Origin of the sequence: Syntrophomonas wolfei subsp. methylbutyratica (assembly GCF_001570625.1) — a bacterium.
Lineage (GTDB): Bacteria > Bacillota > Syntrophomonadia > Syntrophomonadales > Syntrophomonadaceae > Syntrophomonas > Syntrophomonas methylbutyratica.
Map to the genome: position 1 here is coordinate 16,371 of NZ_BBQT01000010.1, position 20,758 is coordinate 37,128.

13 protein-coding genes and 1 other annotated feature are annotated in these 20,758 nt (G+C 45.4%); of the genes, 1 reads left to right on the plus strand and 12 read right to left on the minus strand.

The window, feature by feature from the left end:
* Nucleotides 1-47: 47 nt before the first annotated feature.
* The 10 genes from pheT to AWB54_RS08745 all read right to left on the minus strand — a co-directional run bounded on the left by pheT (nt 48) and on the right by AWB54_RS08745 (nt 11,455).
* Nucleotides 48-2,099 carry a phenylalanine--tRNA ligase subunit beta gene (pheT, locus tag AWB54_RS08700; RefSeq protein ID WP_061214223.1) on the minus strand — a complete coding sequence of 684 codons (2,052 nt, stop codon included), beginning with the start codon at nt 2,097-2,099 and terminating at the stop codon, nt 48-50.
* A 209-nt stretch (nt 2,100-2,308) separates the two neighbouring features.
* A complete protein-coding gene (gene pheS / locus AWB54_RS08705) occupies nt 2,309-3,331 on the minus strand; it encodes a phenylalanine--tRNA ligase subunit alpha (RefSeq protein WP_061214224.1) in 1,023 nt (340 codons plus the stop codon).
* Between the two features lie 43 nt (nt 3,332-3,374).
* Nucleotides 3,375-3,609, minus strand: a binding site (T-box leader).
* Nucleotides 3,610-3,768: 159 nt separating this feature from the next.
* Complete coding sequence (locus tag AWB54_RS08710) at nt 3,769-4,563, minus strand: TrmH family RNA methyltransferase (protein WP_061214225.1); 795 nt, start codon at nt 4,561-4,563, stop codon at nt 3,769-3,771.
* A 74-nt stretch (nt 4,564-4,637) separates the two neighbouring features.
* Complete coding sequence (gene rplT / locus AWB54_RS08715) at nt 4,638-4,994, minus strand: 50S ribosomal protein L20 (protein WP_061214226.1); 357 nt, start codon at nt 4,992-4,994, stop codon at nt 4,638-4,640.
* A 131-nt stretch (nt 4,995-5,125) separates the two neighbouring features.
* Entirely contained in the window at nt 5,126-5,320 is a 195-nt protein-coding gene (rpmI, locus tag AWB54_RS08720; protein ID WP_011640505.1) for a 50S ribosomal protein L35, read from the minus strand.
* Nucleotides 5,320-5,859, minus strand: a complete 540-nt coding sequence (infC, locus tag AWB54_RS08725) for a translation initiation factor IF-3 (RefSeq protein ID WP_061214227.1) — start codon at nt 5,857-5,859, stop codon at nt 5,320-5,322. The genes rpmI and infC overlap by 1 nt, the downstream gene beginning before the upstream one ends.
* 223 nt (nt 5,860-6,082) lie before the next feature.
* Complete coding sequence (gene thrS / locus AWB54_RS08730) at nt 6,083-7,990, minus strand: threonine--tRNA ligase (protein ID WP_061214228.1); 1,908 nt, start codon at nt 7,988-7,990, stop codon at nt 6,083-6,085.
* A 235-nt stretch (nt 7,991-8,225) separates the two neighbouring features.
* Nucleotides 8,226-8,822 (minus strand): DUF445 domain-containing protein, encoded by a 597-nt coding sequence (locus tag AWB54_RS08735; RefSeq protein WP_061214229.1) that lies wholly within the window; start codon nt 8,820-8,822, stop codon nt 8,226-8,228.
* A gap of 285 nt (nt 8,823-9,107) precedes the next feature.
* Nucleotides 9,108-10,037, minus strand: coding sequence for a putative sporulation protein YtxC (gene ytxC / locus AWB54_RS08740; protein ID WP_061214230.1), 930 nt, complete (start codon nt 10,035-10,037; stop codon nt 9,108-9,110).
* 398 nt (nt 10,038-10,435) lie between these two features.
* Entirely contained in the window at nt 10,436-11,455 is a 1,020-nt protein-coding gene (locus AWB54_RS08745; RefSeq protein ID WP_061214231.1) for a S8 family peptidase, read from the minus strand.
* A gap of 177 nt (nt 11,456-11,632) precedes the next feature.
* Here AWB54_RS08745 and AWB54_RS15930 point away from each other — a divergent pair, with 177 nt between their 5' ends.
* On the plus strand, nt 11,633-11,806 hold the full coding sequence (locus AWB54_RS15930; protein ID WP_160328934.1) for a hypothetical protein: 174 nt from the start codon (nt 11,633-11,635) through the stop codon (nt 11,804-11,806).
* On the opposite strand, the gene AWB54_RS08750 is transcribed toward AWB54_RS15930, so the two are convergent.
* Both AWB54_RS08750 and AWB54_RS08755 read right to left on the minus strand, forming a co-directional pair.
* Nucleotides 11,784-12,473 (minus strand): 4'-phosphopantetheinyl transferase family protein, encoded by a 690-nt coding sequence (locus AWB54_RS08750; protein WP_160328935.1) that lies wholly within the window; start codon nt 12,471-12,473, stop codon nt 11,784-11,786. The two genes, AWB54_RS15930 and AWB54_RS08750, sit on opposite strands and share 23 nt — an antisense overlap.
* Before the next feature lie 14 nt (nt 12,474-12,487).
* On the minus strand, nt 12,488-20,404 hold the full coding sequence (locus AWB54_RS08755) for a non-ribosomal peptide synthetase (RefSeq protein ID WP_061214233.1): 7,917 nt from the start codon (nt 20,402-20,404) through the stop codon (nt 12,488-12,490).
* Between the last annotated feature and the right edge of the window lie 354 nt (nt 20,405-20,758).

The following is a 20,758-nucleotide window of genomic DNA, read 5'->3' on the forward strand; positions in this document are numbered from 1 at the left end:
TTCCCCCTTCTGACGTCCGACACTTGACGTCTGACAAGCTTTCTAAGCTATCTCAAAACAGCTCCTAGCTGCTTCTTCAGTTGTTCCAGAATACTATCCATACTGTGGTTAACTTCAGCATCGGTCAGGGTTCTCTCAGCAGATTGGAATATGGCTTTAAAAGCTACGCTCTTTTGGCCTTTTGTCACCTGGGTTCCTGAATACAGGTCAAAAAGCTTGAGATCGTAAAGCAACGGATTGTTCATCCCCTTAATAACGCTTAACACCCGGGATGCTTTGATTTCCTGATCCAGGAGTATAGCAATATCTCTTTCTACTGCCGGGTAGCGGCTGATGGATTCCATTTTACTGGCTGCACCCAGCAAAGTGAACAGCTTTTCTACATCTAATTCAAAGGCCGAAGCTCTTTCCTTGATATCATAGTTTTCCAATACCAGGGGATGAAGCTCCCCGATTACCGCTATCTCCTGACCCTTCACCTCAAGGGATGCAGTTCTTCCCGGATGATAGGAAGGATTTTGGGTTTCCTTGAATTCATAATCACTTATCCCCAGCTCTTGCAGCAGATCTTCCATTATCCCTTTCAAAAAGAAGAAATCCAATTCCACCTGCTGTTTCAACCAGTTGGGCTCGCTTTTCCCGGTTACTATGGCTCCCAGGTACAATTTCTCCAAAGGCAAAAGCTCGTTGGTTGGAATAAAGACCTGCCCCATCTCAAAAAAGGCCAGATCCTGGTTCTTTCTTGCCAGGTTCCGTTTTATCGTCTCCAATAATCCTGGCAGTAGCAAGCTGCGCATAACACTCTGTTCTTCCGAAAGAGGATTGGCAATCTTAACTACATTTCGTAGTGGGCTGTCTGCCGGTAAAAGAAGCCGGTCAAAATCCTTGGGGTTGATAAAACTATAGTTGACTACCTCAGATAGACTTTGGGCCATAAACTCATTAAGCCTTTGGCGAAATTTTTGGTAGGGATTTAATCCGCCACTGCTTTCGCCTCCAGGCAGGCCAGCAGGTATATTACCATAGCCATAAAGCCGGGCTACTTCTTCAATCAAATCTACCTCCATTTGAATATCCGGGCGATAGAAAGGAATATCAACCAAAAACTGCTTGTCTTGCTCTTTAAGGTTAAATTTTAGTCTTTGCAGGTATTGCTTTATTTCATCTGGATTTATATCGGTGCCCAGCAGGTAATTAACCCTTTCCGGACGCAAAGTGAGCGTTATTGGCGTTCGGGGCTCAGGATAGATGTCACATATCCCCTCCAGTACCTGCCCCCCGGCTAAATCCTGTATCAGAGCGGCAGCACGATTTAAAGCATATATCAATCCTTCAATATCTGCTCCTTTTTCAAAACGGATTGAGGAATCACTTCTCAAGCCCAGCCTTTTCGATGTTTTGCGAATACTGGTATCTTGAAAATTGGCTGATTCCAATAAAACATCGCAAGTATCATCCTGGATCTCACTATTCTCTCCCCCCATGATACCGGCGAGAGCTACTGCCTTGCGACCGTCAGTGATAACCAGCATCTCCGAATCCAGTACCCTTTCCACTCCGTCCAGGGTAGTAAACTTTTCGCCGTCCCCGGCTCGCCTGACCAGTATTCTTTTCTCGTCCCCCAGGAGATTATAGTCAAAGGCATGTAATGGCTGGTTGGTCTCGAGCATCACATAATTGGTGATGTCCACTATATTGTTTATGGGACGGATACCGGAATTAATCAGAGCTTCTTGCATCCATTCCGGCGATTCCTTGATATTAACATTTTTCACTAGCCGGGCAGCATAACGAGGACAAAGGTCACGGGCAGCAATTTCTACCTTTATGTAATCCTCAACCTTCTGTGCTGCAGGCTTAATCTGTATTTCGGGAATCCGCAGTTCCTGGCCATTCAGGGCGGAAACTTCCCGGGCCAGGTTTATCAAGCCCAAGCAATCACCCCGATTGGGAGTCAAGTCCAGTTCAAGAACCGTGTCACCGCCCTGTTCCTGCCATCCCTCCACGGCAATTCCCGCCATGGTAAGGCGCTGTGCCAATTCTTCCGGACTCCAGCCAATATCTACATATTTCTTTAACCAGTTCAAGGATACTCCCATCTCTTTGCCTCCTAATTCAAGCGTGATTAATAAAAAGTCCTCCACCCGGCACCCGGCATTTAAGACTAAGATTTCGGGAAAACAAACCTAACAGAGTACCGGGCAATGCTCACTTGGTATATTTATGCAACCCTTATGCAACAAAAAGGGTTTTTGCAGTAGAGTCAACTCTTATGCAACAAAAGTGTTTTTCGCAGTGTTCAACCGTTCTAAAATTGGGCCAAAAACCTCTTATCATTTTCAAAAAACAAGCGTAAATCATTGATTCCATATTTCAGCATGGCTATACGTTCAATACCCATACCAAAAGCAAATCCCGTAACCTCTTCCGGGTCATAACCTCCATATTGCAACACCCGGGGGTTAACCATTCCGGCTCCCAGGATCTCCAGCCAACCGGTATGGGAACAAACCCGACAACCTTCCCCTTGGCACATAACGCAGGAAATATCCATCTCCGCGCTCGGTTCGGTAAAGGGAAAGAAACTGGGGCGATAGCGGACGGTGACATCTTCCCCAAAAACCTGGTGGGCAAAACGAACCAGGGTCCCTTTAAGGTGAGCGAAAGTAATCCTTTGACCAATTACCAGGCCTTCCACTTGATGAAACATAGGGGAATGAGTAGCATCATCATCCTTACGGTATACTTTGCCGGGAACGATGATTTTTATGGGAATTTGGGGGGCCATTTGTTCCATAGTACGTACCTGTACCGGCGAAGTGTGGGTCCGTAAAAGCAGCTCTTCACTGATATAGAAAGAATCCTGCATATCCCGGGCCGGATGATCCCGCGGCACATTCAGAGCCTCAAAATTATAATAATCCAATTCTATTTCAGGCCCCTCGGCAACAGTAAAACCCATTCCGATAAAAATACCTTGTATTTCCCGGGTAATTTGCGTAAGGGGATGTTGTCTGCCTCTCTGTCGAGGAAGTCCCGGCAAAGTCACATCGATTTTTTCCTGCAGCAATCTCTGCTCCAGTTCATCACGTTTAAATGCTTCAATTTTCTCTCTTAGCATTTGCTCCAGGTTTTGCTTAAGTTCATTGGCTACCCGTCCGGCTTTGGCCTTTTCTTCCCCACTCAGGTCTTTTAGTCCCCTCAATAACAGGGTTACTTCACCTTTACGCCCCAGGGTCTTGATTCTGAATTCATTTAACTCCTCCATAGTGGAAACCTGGGATAGCCTGGCCTGGCACTCGTTCTTAATCTCCTCAATTTTCCTCAACATATCAACTAAACCTCCTGGCAGAAAATAAAAAAGCCTTCCTCCCCATAGGGACGAAAGCCTGGTTCCGCGGTACCACCCTGATTAATCAAACCGCTATTAATGCGGCTTAATTCTCTTTGCTGCCCTTTAACGGTGGCTACCGGTGAGATCTACTACTATTTCAATCCACTGCTCCCAAGTGAATTCACCTGTTTTCCCTCCTGGCCATACTTCCAGTCTACGATATGGCCTCCCTGCAGGGCTTCCAGCAGGTTACTTGTCCTGTTCCCGGCGATTAATTTATTGAGTTATGAACATCTTATAAAGAAGATAATACAGTATACAACCGGATTGCTCAAAAAGATGCCACAGATTGTCAGCTGGATTCATCATTTGGGTCCACCCTTCAAGTTATTATGAGGGCCGAACTTTAAGGAAATTGTATCATATTTATAGAGTCAGGACAAGATAAAACCCTGTCTCTGTTTCCACGCCTCGTTGATAATTATAGCACAGGCTACCGCTGCATTCAAAGAATCAACTCCGGGCTTGATGGGTATTTTGCAGTTGATATCACAAATCTCCTCTATAACCGATCTTATTCCTTGTGATTCGCTTCCTATTGCCAGTAAAGACGGACCTGTAAAATCAAGGGAAAATACCTCCTGCCTGGCCTGCATGGAAGTACAGAAAAACTGGTAGCCAATCTGCTTCAGGCGTTTTAATTCATCCAGTGAAACATCAAGTAAAAGCGGAATATTAAAAATACCTCCCATACTGGCTCGAACTACCTTCGGGCTGAAAGGATCAACCGAATCAGGGCTGAGTAGAATCCCATCTGCTCCCAGGGCCCATCCGCTGCGAATAATAGTGCCCAGGTTGCCGGGGTCAGCTATGCGATCAAGAAAAATTAAAAAAGCGTTTTTGGACAAAAATTCTTCCCTCGACCAGGAAGGGATTTGACAAAGCGCAACAATTCCGGGTGGTGTTTCCGTATCACTAATATGCTTCATCAATCGTTTATCCACCACATAACATTCCCATTCGGGGTGTTGCTGGGAAAGTTCCGTATATTCAGGGGCCAGCTCTGCTTCAATAAAAATCTGCCGCAGAAGTTTCGGGTGTTTAAGGGCTTCTTCCAACATTTTTTTGCCTTCAATAAGGAAACAAGCTTCCTGATTTCTGAAGCTTTTCTGTTTCAACCTGGCCGCATATTTGATTTTTTTATTATCCTTCGAGCAGATCTTCAGCAAAACTTCACCTGATTTCTCTTCATCAGTTTCGTAAAGGGCAAAAAAATATGGCCCAGGGCCATATTTTTTTGCTTCTATTGCACGCTTCTCTTGGCCAGTTCGGCCAGTTGGGTGAAACCCTGGGGATCACTGATGGCCAGTTCAGCCAATAATTTCCGGTTTATATCGACTCCGGCCACTTTCAAACCATGAACCATTCTGCTGTAGGTAGTGCCATTGTTACGGGCGGCAGCATTAATACGAGCAATCCATAGTTTGCGAAAATCCCTTTTCTTTAATCTCCTATGAATATAGGCATATTGCCCGGACTTCATTACCTGTTCATTGGCTACCCGGAAGAGCTTGGATTTGCTGCCCCGGTATCCTTTGGCCAATTTTAAGATTTTCTTATGTCTTTTATGTGAGGTGACTCCACCTTTTACTCTTGGCATCAGCAAAACCTCCTAAGAATTAATTAAAAAGTAAGGGGTAAGGAGTGCGGGATTAAAATAATTCTTAAATACATCTCCCCGTTTAAGCACCCACTGATTTTTTCATCGTTGTTGTAACTCTCAATATGGATTTAATATGGGATTAAGCGGGAAATACCTCTGGTTTCCGCCTCGCTTACCAGACCGGCTTTGCGTAGATTTCTCTTTCTTTTAGGACTTTTACCCCCCAGGAGATGACTGGCATAGGCTTTTGATCTCTTAATTTTTCCAGTACCGGTTTTTTTGAATCTCTTGGCTGCACCCCGGTGGGTTTTAATCTTGGGCATTAAGCTTCCTCCTTTTTATCCTTTTTCTCGTTCTTCTCCTGTTCCATCTTCGGCACAAGAATTGTTACCATGTTTCTTCCTTCAACCTTGGGCATTTTTTCTATCGTTGATATATCGGATAATTGCTCAGTAAGTTTTAGAGACAATCTTTCTCCAATATCCGGGTGGGTAATTTCTCTTCCCCTGAACATAATGGTCAATTTGACTTTATCCCCGCCACTTAGAAATTTGCGAGCATTTTTAGCCTTAACCTGAAAATCATGTTCTTCTATATTGGGCCTCATTTTTACTTCCTTAATAGAGATTATCCTTTGTTTCTTGCGGGCTTCCTTTTCCCTCTTGCTCTGTTCAAATCTATACTTGCCATAGTCCATTAAACGGCAAACGGGGGGCTTGGCGGAAGGAGCCACCTCCACCAGGTCCAACTCTTTTTCCTGAGCCAGATCCATGGCTTCGCGGATAGAAACAATGCCCAATTGCTCACCGCTTTCGCTGATGAGCCTTACTTCCTTAACCCGGATTTCTTCGTTTAACCTCAAATCCTTACTGATGAGAAGTCCACCTCCTAATCAAAATAAAAAAGCGGGTCGCAAAAACCCGCTTGTTGGATTGCTTTTACTGTTTAACAGGATTTTACTTTCCTGTTAAAGTATCTGCTTATCCAAATACCTTACGAACCACAGTTGTAAGGTGAGAAGCATGGCTCCTGCTTAAATACAAGAAGGAGTATAACATAAATGGCTGCTTTATGCAATAAGTCGCCTAAAGAACTTTATCCTTAATTTCTTTCACAATTGTTTGTTTGAATTCCTCCAAAAGTTTGGCACCCAGGTCCCCCTCTTTACGATGACGAACCGAAACCGTGCCCTCTTCCGCCTCCCGGTCGCCCAGAACCAGGAGATAGGGTATCTTCTGCAGTTGCCCTTCCCTTATCTTGTAGCCAATTTTTTCACTGCGGAAATCAGCCTCTACCCTTATGCCTGCCTGCTCCAGTTCTGTAACTACCTGGCGAGCGTAATCCTGGCTTCTCTGGGTAATAGGAAGCACCCGGACCTGAACCGGCGCCAGCCACAGCGGAAAGGCACCGCCAAAATGTTCGGTTAGAATGCCAATGAAGCGTTCAATGCTACCGTATATAACCCGGTGAATCATTACCGGGCGGTGTTTTCCCCCATCCTCACCCACATAAGTGAGATCGAATTTCTCCGGCATCTGAAAATCCAGTTGTATGGTGCCACACTGCCAGGTACGATCCAGCGAATCCTGGAGATGGAAATCAATCTTGGGTCCGTAAAAAGCTCCATCCCCTTCATTAACCTTGTACTCCATACCCCTTTCCTCCAGGGCTTTAATCAAAGCGTTGGTAGCTGCTTCCCAGATTTCGTCAGAGCCCATAGCTTTCTCCGGTTTGGTGGAAAGCTCTACATGGTAGGGAAAACCAAAGAGACTATAGAAACGATCCACCAGATCCATTACGCCCTTGATCTCATCAATGATCTGTTCCGGCAACATGAATATATGGGCATCATCCTGGGTGAAGGCCCGCACCCGCATCAGTCCATGCAAGACACCGGACATTTCATGCCGGTGTACCAGCCCCATTTCCCCCATCCGCAAAGGGAGTTCCTTATAGCTATGCAGGTTTTGCTTGTATACCAGCAATCCTCCCGGACAATTCATCGGTTTTATGGCATAATCGCCCTCGTCAATGGTGGTAAAATACATATTATCCTTATAGTGATCCCAGTGTCCTGATCTCTCCCACAGCTCCCGGCTAAGAATTATCGGGGTGCGTATCTCCTGGTAACCGGCTTTTCGGTGTTCCTCTCTCCAGAAATTCTCCAGTTCATTTCGCAAAACCATTCCTTTGGGCAGGAAAAAGGGAAATCCCGGACCCTCGTCTAAAACCACAAACAGACCCAGTTCCCTTCCCAGGCGCCGGTGATCGCGTTTTTTCGCTTCCTCCAATTTTTGCAGGTAATCATCGAGCATAGACTTTTTAGGAAAGGAAGTGGCATAAACTCTCTGCAGCATGGGGTTTTTCTCACTCCCCCGCCAGTAGGCCCCAGCCAGGCTCATGACCTTTATGGCTTTCAAACGGCCGGTTGAAGGTAGATGCGGACCAGCACAGAGGTCAACAAACTCACCCTGCTGGTAAGTGCTGATTACAGCATCTTCAGGAAGGTCTTCAATCAATTCCAGTTTGTAATCCTCGCTGCGCTCGCTAAAAAACTGCAGGGCTTCTTCCCGTGATAGTTCTTTTCTAACTATAGGATAATCGGCTTTGATAATCCGTTTCATTTCTTCTTCGATGGTGGCAAAATCCTCCGGAGTAAAGGTATGTCCGCTGTCAAAATCATAATAGAATCCCTTGTCAATAGCCGGACCTATCGCCAGCTTGCTCTCCGGCCACAATCTTTTTACCGCCTGGGCCATGACATGAGCGGAAGAATGCCGGTAAACCTCACGGGCTCTTTCATCTTCGAAATCAAGCAGTTCCAGGCAACCGTCTTCCTTGACCTGGCTATTCAAATCAGATATTTTGCCGTTAAAAACAGCTGCCATTGCATTCTTGGCCAGTTTAGGGCTGATATCTTCCGCAACCTGCAAAAGACTTATGCCTTCCGGATATTCCCGCTGGCTCCCGTCTTTCAATCTGATGGATATCATTTAAATTCCTCCCAAATTATACTAATCGTGCTCACGCCTCATCGCAGGCATGGGCGCGCAGGCAGGCAGGCATGGGGACGGTTCTTTTGCCTGCTTTCCTTTTCTTATTTATCCCCATACCAAAGAACAGAAACACCAGTAATAATGAATCCAGGGGTGCTTAAGCAGCAAAATGCGACTGCCCTGCCATAACCTTAACCCCTGACCCCTCACTCTTTACTTAAAATTCAGGTCCTCAAGCAGTTAAGGATATTATAAGCAATTGAACCAGACCAATAATAAAGCCCAGAATGCCGCCCAGTAATTCAATAAATCTTATCTCGGTTCCGGATACTCCCCTAATCATCATTTCCAATTCATCAAGATCCAGTGCCATTACCCGGTTTTCCACTATTTGCTTGATTTGCACTTCTTCATTGAGGTAGTCTCGACCTGTAGCCAGAAGCTGTTTAAAAATTGCCGGGGTTTCCTGTTGCAAGATACGATCCAGGTTGTCCACAATCAGGGCGCTGACTTTACCTGGTATTATACGGGGCAACAGGGCATAAAGCTTTCCCCTGACCATATGGCTGAGTTCCGAGCTAAGCCGGGAATAAGTCTCCGGGGTATCAATCCGCTCAAATAAATCATCTATGGAAAGAAGCTGTTCCTCAACCAACTGTCCCAGTTTAGACGCGATTTCCGCCTGCCTTTTCGGTAAAAGTCCATATAATTCAAAATAAACTATTCTTATGGGCTTTTTGGGCCAGAACAGCAGTCTAATGGCCACAACATTGGTCATGTAACCGATACCAGCACTTATTAGTGGTATGGCAATTATTTGCCATATCATATTATCACCTTATTCGATTTTACTTTAAAGAATATAGCAGATTTCAGGCTCACTCGCAATAAATTCCGCCTTTATGAAGTAGTGCAAAGGCAAAAGGCTTTTGCGGAATGAGGTTAGGGAGCGAAGTGAGGGATTAGCAGTCAAAAAATGCGGTCTTCGACACGGGAGGCAGGATTAAGGCGAGAGTTAGCGTTGATGATATCAACTGTAAAGGAAGAAAAGCAAGAGAGTGATTGCTGGGAGCATTGGCAGCAAACTGCAGGGTTCCAGCAATAACTTAACAACTTAAGTGCCTGGCACCAAATGGTTTTCATCGTGCCGGCAGAATTTACAACCCGGACAGGCAATAATTCTTTCTTGAAAAACATTCTTGATCATCTTTACCGGTTCATTGCAAGAAAGCTCATCAGTATTGTGCAGTATAATCTTTCTAGGAGCAATGGTAACCAGTATACTTATTAGCACATCATCAAGACTAATCTCATTTTGCAAGATATCGTCCAGATAGTAGTTTATATATTTGTCTTCAATCTTTATCCCGTTCTCATCCCATAGGTAGAATCTACCTTTATCGGTAATTATCAGATTTACTTCCAGCACTCTGGGCATCTGGGTTTCCACAAAATAACGCAGGAGTTTAACAAATTCATTATACTCCTTTTCGCTTTTCAACTCTTCACTGGCCAGTTCTACAGCAAATCTAATTTCCGCCAAATATTCTGGCAGGCAAAAATTAATAAAACCTTCTATAACTAAAGTTTTATTATTTTCTATCTGGTCAAACAAACGGTGAGCAATGCGATTTTTGCGGCCATAAGCCATCAAGAGATTCAGGCTTTCATTATAGTGACACTTGCACAGAAACTCACTGGCTTTATTATGAATAATTGTTTTATCTTCTCTTAATGCTGAGCGGTACTTTCGATTAATGGCCTTCCAAAGCAGTTTTGATTCCCATTCGTAAACTATATGTTCGGCCAATACCTCGGCAATTTGGTGTTTAAATATATGAATGATATCTTCATCCCGGAACAATTTATCTCTTTTATTACCTTCCAGATTTATATCGACTATATATGTTGAATGCTCCATTTTATAGCTGCTCTGAACTTGAAAAGAAAAATCCTTCTGCTTAATCCACTTAAGCCGTTCTTCAAGCTTTATTAATAAGTTATCAATTTCGCTGTCTGTTACTATTCGAAACCCATAATTCATAAGCGTCTCCTCATTAAAATTTAATTTATTATATGTTTGCAGCTATCTCAATATTCAAAGTGAGCTCAAAGCAAAGCATTCTAATAAACCCGCTTTTGTCCAATTCAGATAATTGCCCATCAAGCAACAAATTATGCATTCATAGCTAAAATATATAAAATTTAGGTGCTGGTTCATTTAGTAAGAAAAGTGAGGAATGAGGGGTTTAATTTATTTCCTGCTGCATCTTACTATTCAAGCCCCTGCTAACCCACTTTTAATCAGTGGTTGTGGCCCTCATCCTGCACCCTGTCGGGTACGCCTGATGCTCCCTGTGGGCGCTAATTAAGGTTGAAGGGTACTCCTGGTGTTCCATCCTTCGGATGTCACTATTAAGGTTGCGGCCATGGGTGGTTAGATTAGTATTTTGCAATATTGACATTAAAGCCCTTCTCCCTGGCCTTTCGCGCCATTTCCTCGGCTCCTTCACGTTGGTAAAAAGCAGCGAGTTCTACCCGGTACAGGGGCCAGCGAGTTGTTTCCCAGCTTAAATCCAGGATTCCCCGCCCCACCAGAAGTGGATCAATCGGGACCTGGCAAATATGTCGAAATAGAATGTTTTCGCCTTCATCCGTGCTGGGCCAGCGTCCTTCCCGCTTTCTGAATAAAGCAGCTAGCAAGGCATAGGCCCCGCTCACATGGGGTGCGGCCATACTGGTTCCACTGAGCAGTCTGTATCCCCCACCCGGCCAGGCCGAATATATATTGGTACCCGGCGCAGCCAAATCAATACCGTCAAAGGAATTGGAATAACCGGCCGCCTTACCGTTCTGATTCGTGGCCCCGGTGGTAATAACCTCATAAATATAGGCAGGATAAGAAAATATCTCCTGGGTGTCCGGAGTTCCGTCCCCCTCGTTACCAGCCGCTACAACCACCGCTACTCCGGAATTAGTAAGACTGCGAATATAGTAAGCCATAAGGGGATTATAAAGCGGGCTGCCAAAACTGCAATTTACCACCAGGACGCGATCTTTTTCACCCGCATTCTGGTTGTATTGCAATATGAATTTAAAAGCTTCCAGGATGTTTTTATCCACCTCCCGATCACCGAATACCTTGAGCGGCATTATCCTGGCTTCCGGAGCCACTCCACAGTTCTTTCCGGCTACAATGCCAGCCACATGGGTACCATGGCCAATCTCGTCATGCAGATTCGAGCTATTGCCTGCAGCAGTAAAATTGCGGGGCGATACTACCCTCCCGGCAATCTCCGGATGCTCAAGCTCCAGTCCGCTATCCACCACCGCTACCACCACCCCATCCCCCTGGGATCGCGGCCATAAGCTGGCGGCATTGACCTGTTTGATATTCCAAGGAATGCCCCTCTGGCTTTGGGCTTCCTGAATTTTATAAGGATATAAGGAAAAGCGGTTCATGCCATTATTCTCCTTCTGGCTTTTCCTATTATATGGGGATAATATTCAACTGGTTAATTAGAAAAGTGAGGGGTGAGGGGTGAGGAGTGAGGGGGCGTCTGAGAGCGGAAGACGGAAGGCGGAAGACAGAGGCCGATAGCAAGAAGGGCCGGTGATTTAGAGGAATAAGAGGGAGGGGTGAAGGGGCGTCTGAGAGCGGAAGACGGACGTTGGAATGGTCGTCAGATGTCAGGAGAAAGGGGATGCTCATCGGTTGCCGGTCATCAGTTATCAGAGAACGAAAGGATGAAGGCGGAAGGCCGAGGCAGATGGCAGAAAGGCGGTATATTTATACAAGCCAATGAATATTAATAACTTTTTGCAGTGGAGCTAGATATAAGTTCTGGAGCTCGCAAAATAGCGGAGTAATTGAAGCATCTTCATTGCCCTGATAGCATACGGCCAGCTTGTAGTTCTCAAATTGGGTAAGGAAAAAGCTGCAGGGCTGTATTTGCCCATCCTGTATTAGGGTTATTCTATCTCCCATTTGGAGGCAAAAAGCATCCAGGGCCAGGCGAAAACCGGCTCCGCATGCTTTCATATAGCTTTCCTTTAAAACCCATAAGTCATAAAAGGCCTGCAGGCACTCTGACTCGGGTTTTCCTAAAATATATTCATATTCCTGGCTTAAGAAATAACTCCGGGCAATATCCCCATCAATATCAGCGCAATACTCTATATCCACTCCCAGAGCTGCATCGGATAGGGCACAGACCGCGAATTCCTCCGCATGCGAGAGGTTGAAATAGATAGCGGGATAATCCGGCAAATACGGTTTGCCGTTTTCATCCTCGCCCCAGGTCACCGGGCAGCTTATACCGGGATACAGTTCCTGCAAAGCAGCGTTTAACAAGAGCTCAACCCCCAGGGACAAGGCCCGGTCCTTTTTTTGCCGGTAGCTTAACATTTTTTCATAGCGTTTTGGGGAAACATGCTTTTTCCATTTGATATCATCAGGCTCCAGCCCGGATATCTTCATTAAATACAGCTTTATCATTGGTCAAAAAAGTTCAGGCCATCCAGGGCTTTAATCGACTGCTTCATATACTCATCGCTGATAATAGGCCATTTATAGGCCAGCCGGTACAGGATTTCGGTGGTAAATTTATTGCTGGCATCAAGCCAATAGATTTTGCTATCAGCATCATTTGACAAATAGGCGATAAGTCTGGAAATGGCTTCGTTGCGGTTTTCATCCCCCATAGCCTCCAGCAAAGATTTTTGAAATTCATCTTCACTTACCACCTCGATCTTGAAGCCGTATTGATTAATCGCATAAATCACATCAGACATATAGATTAAATGGTTGTTGTAAGGATGGAAAACGCTAAACGCCTTATTAGTACCGGAAAGCTTCAAAATTGCCGCTGCCGTAGAATCAACGGGGGAAAACTCCGCCGGTGCATCCATGGCTGTTATGGGGAATTTCCCAATAATCTTGTAGCCGCGCAGCTGCTGCATAAAACTATTGGTTAAAAAATTAATCTGGAATTCGCCGTCCGAATATCGCGACATCAGGTTGCCTACCCGCATTATTTTTGCGTCCAGACCCTCGCTGATAGCCTCTAAAACCGCACGTTCGGCCAGGAACTTGGACTTAATATAGGCGTTTTCCAGAGCCTGCCCAAAATAGACTTCGTTTTCCAATAACTTCTTATCCACAGGCGGTCTGCCATCGCGACCTTCGCCGGCAATGCTGGCTGTAGATACCTGAATTAAGCGTTTTTTGGTCTTTTGGCCAAGCTTAATGAGATTTTTTACACCCTCCACATTAACTTTTTCCAGGCTGTCATCTGCCACGAAATGCTTTACATTGGCAGCGCAGTTGATAAGCAGGTCAAAATTGTACTGCTCCAGGGCCAAAACATTATCCAAATCAGTAATATCTCCATCAATCACCATAATCCTGTCCCCGAACAAATCTTCGTAGGTATTCTCGAAATAATACATCAACATGGTTTTCAAGTGTTCCTCCAGGCTCTTTCTCTGGCCCTGGCGAATAAAGCAATAAACCTTGCCGGAGTAATTATCTAAAAATTCTTTTAACACATGGGTTCCCAAAAATCCTGTGGCTCCGGTTAATAGAATATTACCTATCGGGGTATATTCTACCTCATCAATATAGCGCAAATCGTTTGGGGCCAGTGCTGCCGCCAGTTTCTTGTAATCATAGGCTGAGATTATATCTTCTTTATCTGCTTCGATTTCTGCAGCGCCCGTATCGGCACATATTGCTGCCAGATCCCTCGGGGTTGGGAATTTAAAAATATCGGCGTATACGATTTTTAAGCCCCGGCTCATACACTGCATGGCCACCCGGGAAGCACTCAATGATGTGCCGCCGATTTCAAAGAAATTATCAACCGCACCTACTTGCGGCAAGCCCAATACCGATTTGAATATCTCGCATAAATCGGCCTCGGTTTTATTGGCCGGTGCGACATACTCACGCTCGACCATTATAAAGTCCGGCTCGGGCAGTGCTTTTTTATCCACCTTGCCGTTATTGGTAAGCGGAAGCTTATCCAGCTGAATTAAAATACTAGGAACCATATAATAGGTCAGGGTATCAGCCAAATGCCGTGTCAGTGCTGCCTTATCCACTATCCCCTGGGCAGTAAAATAAGCGCAGAGGAATTGCCCCCCTTGGTTTTCCTTTACCACCACGATACTGGATAATATGCCCTCATAATCGTTTATTACCTTTTCGATTTCACCTAGTTCCACCCGCAACCCTCTCAGCTTCACCTGATCATCTATTCTACCGTGGAATTCAATTTCACCGTTAAAATTCCACCGGGCCAAGTCCCCACTGCGATATGCTCGCCGTCCATTTATGCTGATGTATTTCTCCGCTGTCATTTCCGGCTTATTTACATAGCCCCGGCCCACTCCTGCTCCCGCAATTACCAGTTCACCGGGAGCACCTGCCGGCAATATTTTATGGTTTTCGTTAATCATATAAATCTGCACATTGGACATGGGTTTGCCGATGGTTATTTTTTCACCCAAAACCTCGCAGAAAGTACAGCCGATAGTGGCTTCGGTAGGTCCATAACCGTTAAATACAGCGGCGTTGCTGCCCAGGGCTTTAATTTGCTCGTATAATGCTGCCGGAAATGATTCCGCTCCCACATTGAACGCCTTAATTTGGCGAAGCGCCCGGCGCATTTCTGGCATATCCACGATATTGCTGATAAAGGAGGGGGTACAGGTCATCATGTCCACCTTATTCTTTAAGATCAAGTCCGATAAGGCCAGGGGATTATGAATTTCTTCCTCGTTGGCCAGGCAGACGGTGATGCCGTTTAAAAGAGGCACAAATTGCTCCAATATGGACACATCGAAGGTAATCGCCGCCAGGGCCAGAGATACGCTGGCATTATTCACATAGGACATGATTTCTGGATTCAAGGGATTGGCGTTACAGTAATGCGTCAGGTTGCTATGCTCTATCATAACGCCCTTGGGCTTGCCGGTGGAGCCGGAAGTGTAGATGCAATAACAGATATGCTCGGGTTTAATATCCACCAGCGGATTTTTATTATTCTCATTATCCAACAGCTGCTCAATACTTAAGACCTCATAATTCCCCTGGGAGCATATGCTGCAGCCTTTACTCTTAATGGCTTCGCTGGTAATAATATAGGGAGCCGCACTGTCCTCTAAAATGTACTGGATTCTATCATCGGGATAATCAGGGTCAATGGGCAAAAAGGCCGCAGCAGATTTCACCACACCCTGAATCGCTACATAGACATTTACCGTACGGGGAAGCATAATGCCTACCATCTGCTCACTTTGAATCCCCTTTTCAATTAAGGAGTTGGCTACCCGATTGGCTCTTTCGTTAAGCTCGCTGAAGGTTAGCTGTTCATCACCAGCAATTACCGCCACTTTATCGGGGTGTAAAGCTGCCTGCTCCTCAAATAAATGTGCTGCCGGAATATCCCTCACCGGCCAGGCGGTCTGGTTGAAGCCCTCTAAGAAAGCCAGGGCTTGTTCCGAGCACATATTTACATCAGCCAGGGTTTCCGCCTCCAAAAAACTCTTAATGGTTTCAATATATGCATCGGTAAAGCTCGCTATCATCTCCTCAGAATACCAGTCGCTTCTGTACTCACTCAAAAAACGATACTGCTCGCCTTCGACAAATACATCCACCGATAAGGGGGCCTTGGCATCTTTGGCTTCCAAATACATTAGCTCGCACGCTTCACCCGCAATTTGAAAATCAGTAAATTCTTCCCCCTGATAAGCAAATAGAATATCCGCTTTTATCCCGTAAGCACGACTGATTTCAGCAAAGGAGTAGATGTCGTTACTCATAAGTTCCATAAGATGTTCCTTCATGCCTTGTAAATAAACGGCTACATTCTGCCGCTGGTCAAGATTGGCATAAACCGGCAAGGTCTTGACCAGCATACCGACTATATGGGCTTTTCTCGCCTCATTTCTGCCGTTGTATATGGTGGTAAACAGCGCTTCGTCTTGATTGGTAAATTGCCCCAGCAAATAGGCAAAGGCCCCAGTAAATAAGGCATTGGGGGTAATATTGTTTTCCTGGCAAAAGGCATCAATTTGCCCCCGGGGCAATTTCTCTACCCGTTCCCAGCTCTGGCATTGCTCGCTATCATTAAATACATCCCGGGCTGGCAATGAATTGATTTCCACATCCTTAAAAAGCGAATCATAATAAGCCCTGGCCTCACTGTATTCTTTCCCGCTTCGGGCCTCGATTTCATCCAGCGAAAGATCAAAACTGGAGTATTCCTCCACGGCCAGGATTTCATCCTTATAGGCCCGGTTGATATCATTTAATAAAATCGCGGTAGAACTGCCGTCACAGATAATGTGATGAATATCCATGAACAGGTACTGGCCGCTTTCACCCTGGTAGATGACAATTCTAAACAACGGGGCGCTGGCAAAATCAAAAGCTTGAACCAGGGTATTTTTCATTTCCTCGAAAGCGCATGTTTTAATTATGGGCACCTTATACTCAAAATCATCGTTTCTAAGCTGTTTAATATCCCCGTTGGCATCTGTTTTCAGATAGCACTTCATATAGGGATGGGCATCAATCGTCTTTTCAATAGCTGCCGCCAGCCTCTCGGCATTTACAGCCTCTCCCAGCTTAAACAGCATAGGTATGTTGTAGATGGTGGATTTTTCGTCCCGCAGGCACTCCAAATATATACCTATTTGGGTCTGGGTCAAGGGATACTCCGCTAATTTTTCATAGCTCTTTTCCCCCTGGCTGTTCCCCAAAATAAACTGTTCCAATTTCTCCACCGTTTTATGCTGTTTAATATCCCGAGATTTTATATTAATGCCGAACTCCTTTGCCAGAACGACATTTAGTTTCACCGCTCCGATAGAGGTCAGACCGGCCAGGTATATATCCGTATTAATGCCGAATTCATCATTGCCGGTTATTGATTTTATGCAGTTGAAAATTCTTTGCTGCAGGGTATTTTGGGGTGGAATAGCTTCCGCAAATGTTACTTTGGGCTCCGGCAAGGCACGCTTGTTTACCTTGCCGTTCTGGTTAAGGGGGATGCTGGCTAATTGCATAGTCACAGCCGGCACCATATAGGCAGGTAAATCTTGCGCAATAAAGTCATTCAACTCCGCTATCTTGACCTGATGGTCGGCTACTATATACGCCGCTACATATTTGCCGCCGCCGGCCTCGTCATAGGCAACAACAGTTGCATCAAGGATACCGGGATATTCTCGAATTTTACCTTCGATTTCACTAAGCTCAACTCTAAAACCGCGAATTTTTACCTGAAAATCGCGCCGACCCACAAACTCGATATTACCGTCCGGCAGCCAGCGGCATACATCTCCGGTTTTATAATAACGCTCATAACCCTCGGCACGCTTATAGGGATTGGCCACATATTGTTCTGCGGTCAAATCATCCCGGCCCAGATAACCCCTGGATACTTGATAGCCGGAAATGCAAAGCTCGCCGGGAACTCCCACCGGCATTGGCCGCCCCTGTTTATCCAGGATATACAAATCGGTATTGCTCAAGGGTTTGCCGATAGGTACATTGGCATATTCCTTATCCATCAAAAATGCGGTGGAAATAATGGTACACTCGGTTGGCCCGTATAAATTATAAAAGTTGTAAGCCGGCGGCGCACAGGGCACCAATTTCTCCCCACCGGTGGAAAGATGCCTAAGGCTTTTATTATCCATGCTCAGGGCAAACTGCCGGCCCAATTGAGTGGTCATAAAGGCTATGCTAATGCCATTTTTTTCAAAATAATCGTTAAGTGCGGGCAAGTCCAGGCGCATTTCTTCAGGAATAATATGTACGCAAGCGCCCCGGGTCAAAAAGGGATACAAATCCATCATGCAGGCGTCAAAACCATAGCTGGCATAGGCGGCGCTTTTATCCTCCTCCGTCACAGCGTAATAATCCTGATGCCACAGGCAGAAATTCACCAGATTTCTATGTTCAATCATGCAGCCCTTGGGTGTTCCGGTAGAGCCCGAGGTGTATAGAAGAATAAATAAATCCTGGGCTCTGGGCGCCGTCAATGCCAGTTTACTATCCTCTAAATCCCAGATGCTGCTGCTTAAGATAATTTCACCCTGGTAATTAGGAACCCGGTCATATAAATCATCATCCACTATAAGGATTTTGGCGGCGGCATCATTCAGCATAAATTCCAGCCGTTCCGATGGGTAATTGGGGTCTAGCGGCAGGTAGGCGGCAGCACTTTTTAATACTCCTATGGAACAAATCGCCATCAACTCCGAACGATGGATTAAAACTCCCACCGCTTGTCCCCGGCCCATACCTTTGGCCGTTAGGAAGCGGGCAATTCTATCCGTTATCTCGTCCAGTTCCCGGTAAGTGTATGAATTGTCCCCATATACCACCGCCGTACGCTCCGGGGTCCTGGCCGCCTGTGCCCGCAGCATATCCACTATGGTCAATTCCCTATCCAAAGGGACGTTATTATCGTTAAAGGATTTTATTAAATCCAGGTCTTTGCCGGAAATTATCTCAATCTCACTTAATCTTTGGCCCTCTGATAGAGCTAAGATAACCGCCTGCAAGGATGTTAAAAAACGCTCAATGCTTTCCTCTTTATAAAGATTCGCATTGTAAACTCCGGTAATACCGTTCTCCGACAGCTTCACCGAGAATTTAAAAGGCTCGTTAAGCTCGGATTCTCCAAACAGCAATAGCACATCAGAGCTCAGCGCAAAATTTTTCTTAATTTCAGTATAGGGATAAAAGGAATACTTTTGGGTCCGGGCTAAATATTTCTTAATCTGCTGCAAATACTCCGGAGCAGCCTGCTCCTCGTCTATATTCGTATAAACCGGCAGCGTTTTCCCCTCAATAACGCTGCAGAATATTACCTCCTCCTGATTGCTATATTTGGCCAGGGTATAGGCAAAGGCCGCCAGGCAGGTGGTTTGGTCATGGGGCAGCTCACCGCTTAAAGTATAGGAAGCCAAGAGCGGCGGGGCTTTTTCACCCGGCAGGTCCGGGATTAAATTGGAATCAATCTCATTGCCGGCAAATATCTTCTCGAAATACTTCTGCGCCTCTTGATAGGCAAAGCTGTTTTCCGGCGTAGCCGCTCCAGCGGCAATCAGCCTTTTTTCCGTTGCACCCCAAATACTTATCTCATCACAGGCTATTTCCGGATTATTTACCATATCCCTAAGCATGGTCAAAAGATTATCCACCAAACTATCAATTTTCTCATCACTGAAAGAATCATAGCGATACTCGATTCTGATTCGCTGCAGGCCGTCCCGGTCATCCCGGCCTGGATTAATGCGGAAAAGCAAAGGGAATTCAGCATGGCTGAGTTCCAGAACATCGATATAATCCGACTTCCATGAGTTGGAAACAATGGAGTAATTCAATAGCATACCGGCATCTATATTATTTTGTTTTAATTCCTCACTATAGAGGTTAAAGGGGTACCTGCCATGGGTTAATCCGCCTTTTAAAATCCCTTTGGCATTCTCCAAAGCCTGAATAAAGGTCATTTCTGGATTATAGGGGTATTTTTGCGGCAGAAGATTCACAAACATGCCCATGGCCTCATTTAAATCTTCGCCAAAGTTTCGGCCCGAGTATCCTGTAGATAATACCATCCCCTCCGCCTTATTTACCCGGGAGAGATATACCGCCAGCAGGGCACTGGCCAAAACAAAGGGTGAAATCTGCACAGGGCATTTTTCACAGGCTGCCTTAATCCCCCAGCTTAATTCTTCCGGCAAGTCAATAGTTCTGGTGCCAATGGACAATTCCTCACTGACCGCTATGGCCTGCACATAACCGGATAAATCCTGGAATTGCTCAAGCCAAAATGCCTTATCGTTTTTGCCCTCACTAGAATTCAAGTATTGCTGCTCACGTTCGATATATAAGCGGTAATCCGCTTCATTAAACAAGTATTCGCCGCCGCTGCGCAAGCATCTCACCGCTTCCTGCAAGCGGTCAGCCAGCATATACACTGAGCTGCCATCACATATCAGGTGATGTAAAACGATTAGCAGGATTAATTTACGGGGGGTTTTAATTATAGTAAAGCGATACAAAGGAACATCAAAAATAGTGAAAAACCCCTTCGCTACGGAATCTTTCACTATCATCTCCACATCCTCGGTATCGGCCTCTATGTATTTTATAGTAGAATAATCTGCTTCAGCTATGTATTGAACCACATCCAAATTATTATCCCGGGTAAAGCGGATATTGATATTTCCCACAAGAACCGCTTTTATAGCATCCATAATATATGCTTCATCCCTGGCTGCAAAGCTAACACTGATGGGTACAATATACGCTGTAGTGCCGGGATTGCCCAGCTCAGTGGCGATTATTCTCGCCTGGGCATTGGAAAGTTTAAAAGTTTTCATATATCTACCTCCCGTAATAAGCTTTCATTTTTTTTCAATATCTATTTGATTCTACTGCAAAAAGTTATTAATATTCATTGGCTTGTATAAATATACCGCTCGCAGTCTTCGCATGGGCAACACCTGCGGCTTGTCTCGCGGCTCAAGGGGTACACGCTAACCTCCCATCCATGGTCGTATAGCGCTCTCGCGACGTCCTGTCGCTCGCCCCCTTTCGCCTGCTCGCCTTCGCCGGGCGTTGCAACCATGCTTCGCCAACGCTCGCTTTGTATATTTATGCAACCCTTATGCAACAAAAGGGGTTTTCGCAGTGGAGTCCTATTTAAATCACAGTATTTTATTTAGTAAAAAAAA